At 34.5% G+C, this 14,173-nt stretch carries 14 protein-coding genes; all 14 read left to right on the forward strand.

Annotated elements, in window-relative coordinates; genetic code table 11:
* Window positions 1–8: 8 nt before the first annotated feature.
* On the forward strand, window positions 9–1,151 hold the full coding sequence (locus AC4BC5_RS14095; protein ID WP_490495990.1) for an ankyrin repeat domain-containing protein: 1,143 nt from the start codon (window positions 9–11) through the stop codon (window positions 1,149–1,151).
* Window positions 1,144–2,592 carry a cytosine permease gene (locus tag AC4BC5_RS14100; RefSeq protein ID WP_490495991.1) on the forward strand — a complete coding sequence of 483 codons (1,449 nt, stop codon included), beginning with the start codon at window positions 1,144–1,146 and terminating at the stop codon, window positions 2,590–2,592. The genes AC4BC5_RS14095 and AC4BC5_RS14100 overlap by 8 nt, the downstream gene beginning before the upstream one ends.
* Window positions 2,593–2,613: 21 nt before the next feature.
* Complete coding sequence (locus AC4BC5_RS14105) at window positions 2,614–3,066, forward strand: nucleoside deaminase (RefSeq protein ID WP_490495992.1); 453 nt, start codon at window positions 2,614–2,616, stop codon at window positions 3,064–3,066.
* A 300-nt stretch (window positions 3,067–3,366) separates the two neighbouring features.
* The gene (locus AC4BC5_RS14110) at window positions 3,367–5,247 is read left to right on the forward strand and encodes an endonuclease MutS2 (protein ID WP_490495993.1); all 1,881 of its coding nucleotides are present in this window, start codon (window positions 3,367–3,369) and stop codon (window positions 5,245–5,247) included.
* 287 nt (window positions 5,248–5,534) lie between these two features.
* Complete coding sequence (abc-f, locus tag AC4BC5_RS14115; protein WP_490495994.1) at window positions 5,535–6,992, forward strand: ribosomal protection-like ABC-F family protein; 1,458 nt, start codon at window positions 5,535–5,537, stop codon at window positions 6,990–6,992.
* Between the two features lie 82 nt (window positions 6,993–7,074).
* Window positions 7,075–7,743: a hypothetical protein gene (locus AC4BC5_RS14120; RefSeq protein WP_490495995.1), complete on the forward strand. Its 669-nt coding sequence runs from the start codon at window positions 7,075–7,077 to the stop codon at window positions 7,741–7,743.
* Window positions 7,743–8,603 (forward strand): sce7725 family protein, encoded by an 861-nt coding sequence (locus tag AC4BC5_RS14125; protein ID WP_490495996.1) that lies wholly within the window; start codon window positions 7,743–7,745, stop codon window positions 8,601–8,603. Before AC4BC5_RS14120 ends, AC4BC5_RS14125 begins: the two co-directional genes overlap by 1 nt.
* A 4-nt stretch (window positions 8,604–8,607) precedes the next feature.
* Entirely contained in the window at window positions 8,608–9,276 is a 669-nt protein-coding gene (locus AC4BC5_RS14130; RefSeq protein WP_490495997.1) for a response regulator transcription factor, read from the forward strand.
* A gap of 86 nt (window positions 9,277–9,362) precedes the next feature.
* Window positions 9,363–10,274 carry an ATP-binding cassette domain-containing protein gene (locus tag AC4BC5_RS14135; protein ID WP_490495998.1) on the forward strand — a complete coding sequence of 304 codons (912 nt, stop codon included), beginning with the start codon at window positions 9,363–9,365 and terminating at the stop codon, window positions 10,272–10,274.
* Entirely contained in the window at window positions 10,271–11,020 is a 750-nt protein-coding gene (locus tag AC4BC5_RS14140; RefSeq protein WP_490495999.1) for a hypothetical protein, read from the forward strand. Before AC4BC5_RS14135 ends, AC4BC5_RS14140 begins: the two co-directional genes overlap by 4 nt.
* 14 nt (window positions 11,021–11,034) lie before the next feature.
* Window positions 11,035–11,931, forward strand: coding sequence for a sensor histidine kinase (locus AC4BC5_RS14145; RefSeq protein ID WP_490497563.1), 897 nt, complete (start codon window positions 11,035–11,037; stop codon window positions 11,929–11,931).
* Between the two features lie 74 nt (window positions 11,932–12,005).
* Complete coding sequence (locus AC4BC5_RS14150; RefSeq protein WP_490496000.1) at window positions 12,006–12,371, forward strand: SDR family oxidoreductase; 366 nt, start codon at window positions 12,006–12,008, stop codon at window positions 12,369–12,371.
* Window positions 12,368–12,622 (forward strand): hypothetical protein, encoded by a 255-nt coding sequence (locus tag AC4BC5_RS14155; RefSeq protein ID WP_490496001.1) that lies wholly within the window; start codon window positions 12,368–12,370, stop codon window positions 12,620–12,622. The genes AC4BC5_RS14150 and AC4BC5_RS14155 overlap by 4 nt, the downstream gene beginning before the upstream one ends.
* Before the next feature lie 25 nt (window positions 12,623–12,647).
* Window positions 12,648–13,907 (forward strand): MFS transporter, encoded by a 1,260-nt coding sequence (locus AC4BC5_RS14160; RefSeq protein WP_490496002.1) that lies wholly within the window; start codon window positions 12,648–12,650, stop codon window positions 13,905–13,907.
* Window positions 13,908–14,173 lie beyond the last annotated feature (266 nt).

Consider the following 14,173-nt stretch of genomic DNA (forward strand, 5'->3'; position numbering starts at 1 on the left):
GGAATTAAATGACAAAAACAATTTTTGATAGAATAAAGCAAAAACAATTAAATGAAGTAATCGATGAATTAACAACCAAGCCAATTGATTTGACAATCGTAAATGAAGAAGGACAAACGCCCCTTCATTTAGCAGTAACAACTAATCAAGTAGCCATTGCGGCAGCGTTATTAAACAAGGGATTTAGTCCAAATAAAAAAGATAATACGCAGTTGTCGCCATTTATTGCAGCAGCAGCGAATGGTTTTTCTGAGATGTTTCAGTTACTGTTGTGTTACTCCCCTGATTTAACTCAAGTCAATCGTTTTGGTGGTTCTGCGTTACTGCCATCGAGTGAAAAAGGGTTCATTCGTGTTGTTCAACAAGCACTAGATGCTGGCGTTCCGGTCAACCATGTCAATCGTCTTGGCTGGACAGCTCTTTTGGAAGCTGTTGTATTGGGAGACGATGGTTTTCTTTATCGCGATATCATCGAAGAATTACTTACCTTCCAAGCGGATATTTTCATTAAAGACTTTTCTCAAAAAGATGCACGTGAGTACGCATTAGAAACAAAAAAACCAATGATTAATAAATTATTGAACTCGCAACTGACTCAAAACGCATTTACCGAAATAAAAGGATTGATTCGAACCAATCAGTATTATCACAGTATCCAAAAACTTCTTGAAATGACGGAATCGTTGGAACAATTGTATTATTTAGGTTTGAGTTATGAATGCTTAAATCAATCTGACGCTGCACGTTATTACTATGAAAAAGGTTTACAAGAAGATCCTCAATTTGCTTATTATTTGGCCAATCTTTCTAAAAAGGCAGGGAACCAAAAACAAGTACTCGCTTTCTTTGATAAAGGAGCACAAACAGGCAATCGTTCCTTTTTTATCTATCATAAATCAAATTACTTACGAGAAATTGGTCGCCATCAAGAAGCAATTCTAATTATGAATGAATTACTAGTACAAGAACCAACTCGGGTAGATTATTTATTCCATAAAGCGAACAGCCTCCGAAGTTTAGGTAAACACCAAGAAGCTTATGAGTCAATGATTCAAGCAGATGGATTACAACCAGCGAATCCATTATTTAAAGAACATGCTGCACAATCGAAAAAATTAATGGAAAAAAAGGAGGCCAACAACGATGGCTGAAAATCTTAGTATCAAGAACTCTGATCCATTTACTGAAGCAACAATTGATTTTACTACTGTAGCAGAAGAGTTACGCCCAAAGACACAGAAAGAACGTGATTGGGGAATTATGCAGTTTATGACTTTATGGATGGGCTCCGTTCACAATATTTTATCTTATATGACGGTTGCTGGATTTTTTATCCTTGGTTTAAACTCTAAACAAGTTTTGGCAGCAGTGATGACCTCAGCAGTGATTGTTTCATTCTTTTATGTTGTTAATGGGATTGCCTCAGCCAAATATGGTATTCCTTTTACCATGGTTTTACGATCAGTTTTTGGAGTAAAAGGTTCTGTCATTCCAGCCTTAGCTAGAGGACTAGTTGCTGGGGTTGTCTTTTTTGGAACGCAAAGTGTTGTTACTGCTCGTGCAATGGATGTCATTTTTAATCGGATTTTCCCTAATTATACATCTATTGGTGGTGATACTACGCTATTGGGTTTACCTATCTATACTGTTCTAAGTTTTGTTCTAGTATGGATAATGACAGTTGGCCTATTTATGGGTGGGACAAAAGTTATTGATAAATTAGGCACATATGCTTCTCCGATAGTTTATTTGTTCATTATTGGAGCTGCAGTGTGGGCAATTAGGATTGCTGGTGGGATTGAGAATGTTATGAATTATGCTCCTATTAATGCGCAATTTACTCCTGCTTTGTTTATTGCCTGTGTCAGTGCTTTAGTATCTAACTGGGCCGGTCCAATCGTTAATATGGGTGATTTCACTCAACGAGCAAAAGATTTAAAATCAATGATTGTTGGCTTACCCCTCGGTTTTATTTTTTCTTATATATTATTTGCTATCACATGTGTCAGTTTATTTGCAGGTACAGCGATTGCCTTTCCGCAAATGAAAAATTTTGATATCGTTATGGCAATTGATCAAATGAATAGCTCCCTTGCGGTAATTGTCTTAATTATGGCATTAAATTTAGGTGCCACAGCTTTTGTAGTATTTGGTAATTTATTCCCGGCAGGCTTACAGTTAACTTCTTTAGTTCCCAAATTGTTTACTGTGAAAACAGGTGGGATTTTGACAGCAATCATTGGTGTTCTGATTCTTCCCTGGAAAATAATTAATAATTTGTTCTTATTTTATAGTTTCATTGGTTCGATGTTTGGACCAATTGCAGGGATTATGTTGTCAGATTTCTTTATCAATAAAAAAGGCCAATTAAATTTGCAAGAAATCTATGCAGCTGATAATAGCCCACTAAGTGTTAAATATAACCGACGTGCAGTAGTCGTTTTAGCAATCAGTTTTACGCTTTCGATGGTAGGAGCCTTTTTCCCTAGTATTCATGTATTAAAGCTGATTAATGATTTTGCATTTTTTTCAGGATTAATTAGTTCGTTTATTTTATATACGTTGTTAACATTTATCAGTAAAAACAAATAAAATATGTAAGGAGCGAAAAAAATGGATAAATATTTTCAATTAGCGACCAAGGCAACTCTTGAAGGAATGAAGCAAGGTGATGGTGGGCCGTTTGGTGCGACAATTGTTCGAAATGGAGAAGTTGTAGCTGCTGTTGGTAATACGATGATGCGCGATACGGATCCTTCTGCACATGCTGAAATGGTTGCCGTGCGAGAAGCGTGCAAAAAGTTAAATACAATGGATTTATCAGATTGTGAAGTTTATGCAACATGCGAACCTTGCCCAATGTGCGTGGGCGTTATGATGTGGGCAAATATCAAAAAAGTTTATTACAGTAGCACGCATGAGGATGCTGCAAAATACGGGTTCTCTGATAGTCATCTACGGAATTATTTAGAAGGTAGCGATAAAACAGTTTTTAATATGGAAGAAATTGGTCATCGTGAAGACTGCGATTATTTATGGCAAGCATTTCAAGAATTAAACCCTTAAAATCTTTACAGAGTTTAACGGACTTGTTATAATTCAACTTGTAAAAACTCGTTTTCTGAAAGAGGGACTTTTTGTGAGTGTGCAAGGTATCTAATTAAGCAATTGAATACAAATAAACCAAAAATATGCTAGGTTTATTTGTTATGCCTAAAGATACCTATTGAATCAACGAATGATACGACAAGGTAATAGGGCTTCCTATTGCCTTTTTTTATGTTTTTTGCATAACGAATATTTGAAAACGAGTAGATCACTCTGTTTTTTTCAAGGTATCTTTTGATAGTAGAAAGGAATACTCACATGAATAAAACCTTATTTCAAGCAACAGAGTTTAATTTGATTAAAGAACAGATTGTTCAGCGCTGTATTAGTGACTATGCAAAAGAATTATTAGCTGGCAAAGAACCAGCTACCGATTATCAAACCGTTCAAAAACGTTTAACAGAAACCAATGAAGCGATGTTAATTTTAGCATCTGGCCAACATGTCCCTTTTATGGGGTTGAGCCAAATTAAACATTTGACGACTAAAATTGAAAAAGGTGCTATTTTAGAAGCCAGTGAACTAACAGAGTACGGTGATTTTTTACGCTCATTTCGTTTAATTACACGCTTTTTTGAAAAAAATCAGTACCAAACACCCTTGTTAAGAAGCTATACCAAAGACTTAACGGATTTTCATTACATCGTTGATGCTATTTATGAAGCTATCGCCGGTAATCGAGTAAAATCTGAAGCCTCACGTGAGTTAAAAAAGATTCGCGGAAAAATCATGAAACTAGAAAATGAACTTGAGAAAAAGTGTGCCAAAATCTTAAAACACGCAGTAGCTAATGGTTGGTTGCAAGACCGTATAGTTGTAAAAAAAGAAGACCGTTATACATTACCAATTAAAACAACTTTTCAATCTAAAATTGTTGGTGAAATTATTGAACGATCCAATCGTGGAACAACCGTATTTATTGAACCCGAAAGTTTGCGAAAATTAAATGACCAATTGATTTTAGCGAAAAGTGAAGAAACGGCAATTGTCTATCAGGTACTGGCTTCTTTAACTGGGGTGCTTGCTGAGGAAGCTAATATAATTAGCTATTGTATGGATATTATCGTGGAATTGGACAGCATTTTTGCAAAAGCAAAATACAGCCAAAGTATTGGTGGAAAACAAGTTACGATTAACGAAGAAGAGACACTGCGTTTTGATGGTGTCAAACATCCATTGTTGACGAATCCAGTACCTTTAAGTTTAGAAATTGGAACGATGCGTGGCTTAATTATCACTGGTCCTAATGCTGGTGGGAAAACCGTAGTCTTAAAAACCATTGCGTTAGTGTGTTTGCTGACTTATTTTGGTGTTTGTGTCAATCATAATGGTGGTTCATCGATTGGACTGTTTAAAAAGATTTTTATCGATATTGGCGACCAACAAAGTCTTGAAAATTCATTAAGCACATTTTCAGGACATATGAAAAATATTAGCGAAATTCTGCGTCACACGTCTAGGCAAACATTGATTTTACTTGATGAAATTGGCAGTGGCACGGAACCCAACGAAGGAGCAGCCTTAGCAATTGCAACGATGGAATCCATGTATCAACAAGGTGGAACAATTATAGCAACGACGCATTATGGTGAAATAAAAGATTTTGCGTTACAACATGAAGATTTTCAAACGGCAGCGATGGCATTCGATTCAGAAACATTGACTCCGCAATATCGCTTATTACTTAATCAAGTCGGTGAGAGTAACGCCTTTTGGATAGCTAAAAAAATGGCGATTGATTCTAACGTGCTAACGAAAGCAAAAAAATATCTGCACAATAAGGATTATGCGACAAAAAAAATCGTGTATCAACGAAAAGTAAGCGAAACAAGTAGTACGCAACTAGAGTTTCATAAAGGCGATCGGGTTTGGAGCAATGAACATGAGCAGTATGGATTGTTTTATGAGTACCAAGATGAATATTCTACTAAAATCTTTATTGAAAAACAGCTGATTTCTATTTCGCTTAAACGTTTGAAACTAGCTGTTCCAGCAAGCGAATTATACCCACAAGCTTATGATTTGGAACAATTATTTGTCGATTATCATGAACGGAAATTTAATCGAGATATTGATCGTGGCTCAAAAAAAGCACAAAAACAATTACGTAAACAAGCTGAACAAAGGCAAAAGCATTGATAAGAATAAAAAAACATGGTATTCTACTTTTATCAACCAAGTAAAGGGGAATGAAAAGTGACTGCATCTATGAGATTACGTTTTTTACTTTTGAATCGTTAATTTAATACAAATTCAAAAGTCTTGTAACGAAATTCATGGGTGAAGTGTGCACTTTTTTAAGTAGATACACATAGATAAAATGAACGTAGGGATAGTATAAGACTATCCCTTTTTTGTGCCATCTTTTAATTAAATAGAAAAGCTACATGGAATCCTTGTTCGTTACAACAGGAAGGATCAAAACCATGGAAGAACAAACTATTCAAATCAAAGACTTAGAGTTAATTTATTCAGGAAAAGAGATCTTAACCATTTCTGAATTAAACGTTTATATGAATGAAAAAATTGGTATTATCGGCGAAAATGGGTCTGGGAAGACAAGTTTAATGAAATTAATTGCGCATCAATTGATTCCTACCAAAGGAACAATTCAGACGAACATCGATTTTCAGTACTATGCTCAAATTGATGATGTGTTAGAAGAATCAATAACCGATTTAGACGGTGCCTTATTAAGTCGCTTTACCGTACCCACGACTGATGTCCGAAATTTAAGTGGAGGTGAGATGACGAAATATCGTTTAACGCAATTGCTTTCGACCTATCAATCAGGAATGTTATTGGATGAGCCAACAACTCACTTGGACCAGCGTGGAAAACAACAATTAATTGAAGAATTGCGTTATTATTATGGTACGTTGTTGTTTATTAGTCATGACCGTTTCTTTTTAAATGAATTGGCTGAAAAAATTTGGGAAATAAAGGATGGTAAAATTACAGAATACAAAGGAAATTATGATGCCTATCTGCAACAAAAAGAACATGCTAAAGTAAGTCAAGAACATGCGCACCAAGCATATCAAAAAGAAATGCAGCGATTAACAAAAGGCATTCAAGAGAAAAAACAAAAAGCTGAACAAGCCGGAAAAATTTCAGATAAAAAGAAAAAACAAAATGTTCGACCGGATCGACTATCTTCTTCAAAACAAAAAGATACTGTTCAAAAAAATCTTTATAAACAAGCTAAGGCTATGAAATCTCGCTTAGAACAATTAAAAGAAGTTCAAGGCTTGGAGCGAGAGACAAGTATTAAGTTTCCGAAACACGAGACAGCTGAAATTCACAATCCGTATCCGCTACGTATTGAAAAATTAACAGTAATTTATGATCAAAAACAGATTTTAAATGAAGTAGACTTTCAATTGCCTTTAGGAAAAAAGGTAGCTATCGTGGGACCAAATGGTGCCGGTAAGTCTACTTTATTACAAGCAATTTTAGATGGTCATTCAAGTATTATTTTATCACCAAAAATAAAAATAGAGACGTATCGTCAAATGGACTATCAATTGTCTAGCCAACGGTCGTTATTGCTTGAATTAATGACAGAAACAGATTGGCCAGAAAGTACTGTCCGTTCATTGCTACATCATTTAGGTTTTTCACAAGATGATGTATTAAAACCATTATCCGTATTAAGTGGCGGTGAAGCTACACGTGTTGCGATTGCTCAATTATTTACACGGCCATCCAATTTATTAATATTGGATGAACCTACAAATTTTATTGACTTAAAAACCATTCAAGCACTAGAAATGTTTCTAAAAGAATACAGAGGGACAGTACTCTTCACATCGCATGATCCGCATTTTGTTGAATTAGCAGATGAAATATGGGAACTCAAAGATGGGAAGTTAGTGCAATAAAAGCCGATTTTCTTTAAGTTTCGCTTGCAAAAAGTGAACATATGTTCTATTCTTTGCTTAACATACAATAAGGAGAACGATCATGAAAACACCATTAACCATTCAAATGGAAGAAAGTTTGTATTATTATTGTCGAGAAAATGGCGATATTGTAATTGAAGAAGTTACCATGCCTGAAGATCAAGGAATTGTTGACACACTAAGTTGTCGCCTAGATGTATCCAATCAGTTTGAATGGCGCTGTTATGAGCTAAAAGTTAGTAAAGCAGATTTTCGTTCAAAAGCAAAGTTATCGTTTGTCGGTCATTATAATTATTTTGTGCTACCTGAAAAATTGTATTTAGCGGTTCAAGAGGAGATTCCGCTTCAGATTGGTGTATTGGTTTACCATGCTTACATCAATGAAGAGATTGGGGTACCAGGCTACTTTACGACTGCTAGAAAACCGCAACGTCAAGGATTGCAAGTCAATGAACAAGAACTACTTTATCGCTTAATCGCCTCACAAGCAAGAGAAGTAGGTAAAGCGAAAAAAACAGCTCGTGGCTTGCGAGTATTTGGTACGGAACAATTATTTAAAGAGCTCAAACGCAGACAGCCAGAATACGATTTATTTGGCGGCGGCGTGAACTATTATGACCGTTTTATTGAAGAAACACAATCACAAGCAATAGAAGCTTTAAAAGAGGAACTAGAGGCGACACGTGCTGCGTATTTTGAACTTGAAAATCGCTGGTTGGAGGAAAAGTAATGTATTATCCTTATTTTCGTGGCAAACAATTTGATTTGATTGCCTTACGTACACTATTAGAAGAAAACCGTTTGTCAAAACAAATTCAGCCAATTATCGAACCAGTAAAAAAAACGACTGCTTTTACAAAATTAATAGAGACAAGTCAAAAAAATGTTCATCCTGTTTACATTATTCAAAATCCACAAGTGGGAGCTTTTGCTACTGAAAATGGCTTAGAGACATTGCGCCAACTGCCTAATGAAAAAGCTTATTTGCTGGATCAGCCACTAGAAACATTGGAAAATTCTTCAGATATGATTATAATCAATCAAGCAACAACTGCTCTAGCTAGTGAATGGACAAATTGTCAAGCGAAAGTACTAGTACCAGAAGAATTCCGTTTGCTACAGAGAGTTAAGGGGAAATTGATTTTATCAGAGGATGCCTTTACTCGTCTGCCAAGAACCCATTTTTATCAGGAACAAGCGGATGAACTTTTTTCAATTACTCATCAAACCTATCGGAAAAAAGGATTTATGGGCTTTAGTGACTTTTCAATAGATAGTCGAATTTATTATGAACATGGGTACCCAACACCGATTTTAAGTCTACATCTTGTCTATTTTTTAGGTGAACAGTTACGAATTCATCACTTTTTATCGCCAGAAGAGTTGCCTTCGCAAAAAGAAAAATTCTTAGCACTTATGGCTGAGGTTGATCAATGGATGGTAAAATTATGTGGCAACCGCAAAACAAAAGGACTAGAAATATTATTAGAACATGCAGCTAAAGAAAAGTTTCCAGGTATGGGGGTTATGAGAAAAGCAGCCGTGATGCATCACTTGGAATTGATGAGTCGCTATTTAGATGGGAGATAAATAAGTGGGAGCGAAAATTTTAATAGTAGAAGATGATAGTGAAATTAGTCGTTTATTACAAGTAATTGTAAATAAAATGACGTTTCAAGCAGTACCGGCATATTCAGGAACGGAAGCTTTGTTTCAGTTAGAAAAGCAAAATTTTGATTTAATTTTATTGGATCTAATGTTGCCTGGTTTATCCGGAGAGGAAGTGCTGGTAAAGATTCGTCAACACACAGAGGTTCCTGTATTAATTTTATCTGCTAAAACACACATTGAAGATAAAGTTAATTTATTAAACATGGGTGCCGATGATTATGTAACAAAACCATTTAATCAAGAAGAAGTAGCCGCTAGAATTGATGTTCAATTAAGAAAAAGAGTTATACAAAAATCAATCATATTAACGTGGAAAGCATTAATCCTAGATACAAATAAGCTTCAAGTTACATTAGAAAACCAAGTATTAACCCTAACTAATGCAGAATTTGATATTCTTCAGTTATTCATGAGTTATCCTGAGCAAGCTTTTTCTAAAAAGAAAATCTATGAATCTATTTGGAAGGGAACGTACATTGGTGATGACAATACTATAAGCGTTCATGTTTCTAATTTGCGTAAAAAAATGGCTAAAATTACTGCTGAAGAATATATTAAAACAATATGGGGAATTGGTTTTATGCTCGTTTAATTCTTTATGATTTCTTTATGATTTACTTAAAGTTTATTAATGATAAATTAGGTAAACTAAATTTATCAAAAACAAAGGAGTCAATTATGGAATCAATTATTCAAACCAATCACCTCACCAAGAAATTTCAACAAGAAGTTGCGCTGCAACCGTTAGATTTCACTCTATATGCAGGCGAAATTTGTGCCTTAATTGGAAAAAACGGTGCCGGAAAATCAACATTATTTAAAATGTTATCTGGTCAGTTAATACCTAGTGCGGGTGAAATGACTTTGTTCGGTCATTCTGGACAAGATTGTGAAACATCACGAAAAAGAATGGGATTTATTATTGAAACTCCTGTATTTTTTCCTGATTTTACTGCATACCAAAATTTAGAATATTTTCGAATCCAACGAGGAATTGTTGAAAAAGAACAGATTCAAACTGTGTTAGAAGTTGTTGATTTAGCCAAAGAGACGAAAAAAAATTTCAAGCAATATTCACTTGGAATGAAACAACGATTGGGTTTAGCTTTGTGTTTGTTGGGGAATCCTGATTGTTTGGTATTAGATGAGCCTATTAACGGCTTAGACGCGGAAGGCATTAAAGAAATTCGTGATTTATTATTTAAATTAAATCGCGAACGACAAATGACCATTTTAATTTCCAGTCATATTTTATCAGAATTGTCTTTGCTAGCAACGCGTTTTTTATTTATTAAAAATGGAAAAATCATTGAAGACATTAGTAGTCAAGAACTTCATGAAAAAAGTAAGAAGCAATTAAAAATCCAAACAGGAGAGTTATCTCAAGCTGTTCAAGTATTAGAGCGTCATTATCCAGATATTGAGTATCAAGTATTGCCTAATAATTATCTAGTGATAAAAAATCATGTCGATAATAGCCGTGAAATTAACCGGTTATTAGTTGAACATAATGTTTTTGCTGACGAGTTTCGTGTTGAAGTTTTAGCACTAGAAGATTATTTCTTGAACTTAGAGGAGGAAGTAAAATGATTGCTTATTTAAAGAGTGAGAACTATCGTATGATACACAAAAAGAATATTTATTTGATTAGTCTTGGAAGTGTTTTTTTGTTAATCGCAGCTGCCAGTCTATTATACTTTTTTGGTAAAACAGAAAGTACGTTTCCCTATGCTAATACCCAATTTTTCTATTCCAATGTTATTTCTGCAGGTGGCATAATTTTATTTGTTGCACTCTTGGTCAATTTAATCTTAACTGGTAATGATTGCTTAGTATTGAAGCAATCAATTGCATTTGGAATTTCACGGAAAAAAATATTTTTAGCTAAATTAAGTGTGACATTCATTTATTTTATTTTACTTTGTTTGATTGGTATTACAACAACAGTATTATTAGGAACATTTTTATTTTCTCAAGAGGCTCAAGTGCTAACAGCATATCTAATTGCTTTAGTAAATATGGCACCTTTGATTATTAGTGGATTTATATTAGCCCATGTTTTAATGATGTTAGGAGTTAAAGAAATCATCATTTGTGGTGTATTAATTTTCATTTATAGTTTATCAGATAGCTTGTTAACCTTTTTAGGTAATTACCTAGATTTTGTTAAGATTTTGACTGATTATGCACCTAGTACACTGTTAACGAATAATTTGTTTCAATTTATGAATTTAGAGCAATCGTTTAGTATTATTGCTTGGCTAGTTGGTGTGATCATTAGTAGTCTGGTATTATTTGTCGGCCTGAGACAATTCGACAAAAAAAGTATTGATTAGGAGTTAAAGCTTTGATGATATGGATAATTTTGGGGGCACTTCTTATTTTACTAGGAATTGTTGAGATGAAGCGTTATCTACAAAAACATGTTTTACGTGAACTAACAAAAGAATTAAAGCATATCTATGAAAATTTTGGTACAAATGAATTAGTTAAAATTCAGGTTCAATCAAAAGATGTTGTGGCAGTAGTCTCTTCTATCAATCAACTACTTTCGCAGCATAAGTTAGAGCAACAGCAATTCATCAAAAAAGAGCAAGAACTACGTAAAGAAATTACCAATCTCTCTCACGATTTACGAACCCCTTTAACGGCAATTAAAGGTTTTACTGAACTGTTACAGACAGATATATCGCCCAAAGAACGCCAAGAATATTTAGCAATCGTTGAACGTAAGGTAGCATTGCTAAGTAAACTAACCGACTCATTTTACGTTATTTCACAAATTGAATCTCAGGATTATCCAATAAAAAAAGAGCTAATTAACTTAAATCAGTTAGTGATTGAGCTCATGATGAGTTTTTTTGAAGAATTTGAGCAACAATCAATGATTATTTCTGTAGATGAATCGAAAGTACCATTGATTTACCTTGACGAGAGAGCAACTAGTCGAGTTGTCACCAATCTTATTCATAATGCAATTCGTTATGCACATAGTTATTTAAAAATCTTATTTGAGGAAGAAAATGACTATGTTCATGTGACTTTCATCAATGATGTTATTGATTTTGATAAAACAAAGGTGAATGCTATTTTTGATCGCTCTTTTAGTATGGATGCGAGTCGTACCAATGACCAAACAGGCTTAGGTTTGTATATCGTAAAAAAATTAATGGAGAAACAACAAGGAAAAGTATATGCGCAAATAAAAAATAGTGAATTTCATTTGACACTATCTTTCTTAAAATAGTTGACACTTCCTAGTTAGGAAGTGTCCTTTTAGCTTTGTTTTTGCTAATATAAAGATAAAAGGAGGAAAACAAGATGAAAAAATTAGTTGTTTTTGGTGGAAGTGGTTTCTTAGGTCGTGAAATCATCAAAATAGCTTGTAAGTATTATCATGTAACCAGCGTATCGCGTCATGGTCAACCAAATTCAGATGAAGAATGGCTGTCAGCTATTGAATGGGTTAAAGGGGATGTTTTTCAACCGAAAAGTTGGCGACATGTACTTAAAGAAGCGGATGTTGTGATTGACGCTATTGGCTTGTTGATTGAAAAACCTAAAGAAAAAGTGACGTATGAGCGTTTCAATATTGAACCAGCTAAATTAACTGCTGCTGAAGCACAAAAAATGAATGTCCCTCATTTTGTTTATATTTCAGCGAATCGTTTTACAACTCTTTTTTGAAACGATATTTCCATTCAAAAGCACAAGCAGAATCAATTGTTTTATCTTATTTTCCTCACGCCTTATTAGTTCGTCCAAGTTTTATGTATGGAAAACATCGCAAGTTGACTACCATACAGGCGAAGATTATTCATTTTGCCAAAAAAGTTCCGATAGTTTCACAACCAATCAAGCAACTGCGCCCTCAAAAAGTTGAAGAGGTAGCACAAGCAGTTGTGTTAAAAATAAGAGAAATGACAGATGGGGAATAGTTCTGTTGTTTAAAAGGAGTGTAACATGAAAGAAACTGAGTTTTCACTAGCGCATTGGCGCAGAAATTTTTATTTATTTTTAAGTGGTCAATTTTTATCAGGTATTACTAGTATGGTCGTTCAATATTCTATCATTTGGTATTTAACAGAAATGACTGGTTCGGCAACAGTTTTAAGCTTTGCAACTATTTTAGGAATGTTGCCGATGGTATTATTGAGCCCGTTTGTCGGCCCACTAATTGATAGATGGAATAAAAAAACATTATTGATTGTAACTGATGGCATTGTGGCAATTATTGCGTTAATTTTATCCTTAGTTGGAACTTTTTCTGCAGAATTTCCTTTATGGTTAGTATTTATTTCTCTATTGGTGCGCTCTATCGCACAAACCTTCCAAATGCCAACAATTCAATCTGTTTTACCTACAATGGTTCCTGAAGAAGAATTGACCAAGGTCAATGGACAACTAGGAATGGTACAATCAGCTAACTTTATTATTGCGCCTGCATTAGGTGCATTCCTATTTGCAGTTGTTCCCATGAATCAGTTGATATTATTGGATGTATTAGGGGCTATTTTGGGTATTGGATTGTTAATCTTTGTAGTGATCCCAAGAGTCGTCTCACAAGGAGAAAAAGTACATCTATTAACCGACACTAAGTTTGGTTTGCAACAGTTGATGTCTAATAAAGGACTGTGGTGGATTACTTTAATTGGTTCAGCATTCACTTTGATTTTTATGCCAGCTGCAAGTATGTATCCGTTAATGACGATGGAGTATTTTAATCGTTCAGTAGGAGATGCCGGTTTAATTGAAATGATTTATGCTATTGGAATGTTAGCTGGTGGAGCATTAATCGGGATTGCTGGGAACTGGAAAGATCGAATGAAACCTGTGTTATTAGCCTACGTTGTTATTGGTATTACAATTGGATTAAGTGGCATCTTACCAGCTACAAAGCAAGGATTTATTTTCTTCATCATCTTAAATGCCTTAGCAGGATTTGCTACGCCATATTTTAATACTTTGTTAATGGCAATGATCCAGCAAAGTTATGATCCAAAATATTTAGGCCGTGTTTTAGGAGTTCTGAATTCGTTAATGAGTATTACGGGTCCAGTTGGTTTGATTTTTGCGGGTCCCTTAGCAGATGAAATCGGTGTCGAAAAAATGTTTCTTTTAGCAGGGATTGGTACATTAATCTGTGGAATCATAACTTTTATCATTCCTGCTACACGTAATTATGACAAAGAATTACAAGCAAAATTAAATAAAAAAGCCTAAAAGTAGAATTATGTATGGACACTAGGTTCGAATATATTACTACAAAAACGGTTCACGAAAAATAACCAAGTTCTTGGTATAGAGCTTTTAATTGATTCAAAAAAATAAATAGACCCGAACTACATAACTTGGCGAGGCGCAAGTAAAGGTGTAGTTTGGGTCTATTTATGGTTTTAATCGAGATAAGGTTATTACTTTAGAATCGTTAGTAGCAGGAGCCTGATGTTTAGCTTACAGACGACTGTGTGTCATATGTCATAGTAAAA

The sequence above is a fragment of the Enterococcus sp. AMC2644 genome, assembly GCF_058216475.1.

Coding starts and splice junctions, on each gene's coding strand:
- AC4BC5_RS14140 (WP_490495999.1), top strand. CDS start 10,271: ATGATTGCTTATTTAAAGAGTGAGAACTATCGTATGATACACAAAAAG.
- AC4BC5_RS14145 (WP_490497563.1), top strand. CDS start 11,035: ATGATATGGATAATTTTGGGGGCACTTCTTATTTTACTAGGAATTGTT.
- abc-f (WP_490495994.1), top strand. CDS start 5,535: ATGGAAGAACAAACTATTCAAATCAAAGACTTAGAGTTAATTTATTCA.
- AC4BC5_RS14150 (WP_490496000.1), top strand. CDS start 12,006: ATGAAAAAATTAGTTGTTTTTGGTGGAAGTGGTTTCTTAGGTCGTGAA.
- AC4BC5_RS14160 (WP_490496002.1), top strand. CDS start 12,648: ATGAAAGAAACTGAGTTTTCACTAGCGCATTGGCGCAGAAATTTTTAT.
- AC4BC5_RS14110 (WP_490495993.1), top strand. CDS start 3,367: ATGAATAAAACCTTATTTCAAGCAACAGAGTTTAATTTGATTAAAGAA.
- AC4BC5_RS14105 (WP_490495992.1), top strand. CDS start 2,614: ATGGATAAATATTTTCAATTAGCGACCAAGGCAACTCTTGAAGGAATG.
- AC4BC5_RS14095 (WP_490495990.1), top strand. CDS start 9: ATGACAAAAACAATTTTTGATAGAATAAAGCAAAAACAATTAAATGAA.
- AC4BC5_RS14135 (WP_490495998.1), top strand. CDS start 9,363: ATGGAATCAATTATTCAAACCAATCACCTCACCAAGAAATTTCAACAA.
- AC4BC5_RS14100 (WP_490495991.1), top strand. CDS start 1,144: ATGGCTGAAAATCTTAGTATCAAGAACTCTGATCCATTTACTGAAGCA.
- AC4BC5_RS14125 (WP_490495996.1), top strand. CDS start 7,743: ATGTATTATCCTTATTTTCGTGGCAAACAATTTGATTTGATTGCCTTA.
- AC4BC5_RS14120 (WP_490495995.1), top strand. CDS start 7,075: ATGAAAACACCATTAACCATTCAAATGGAAGAAAGTTTGTATTATTAT.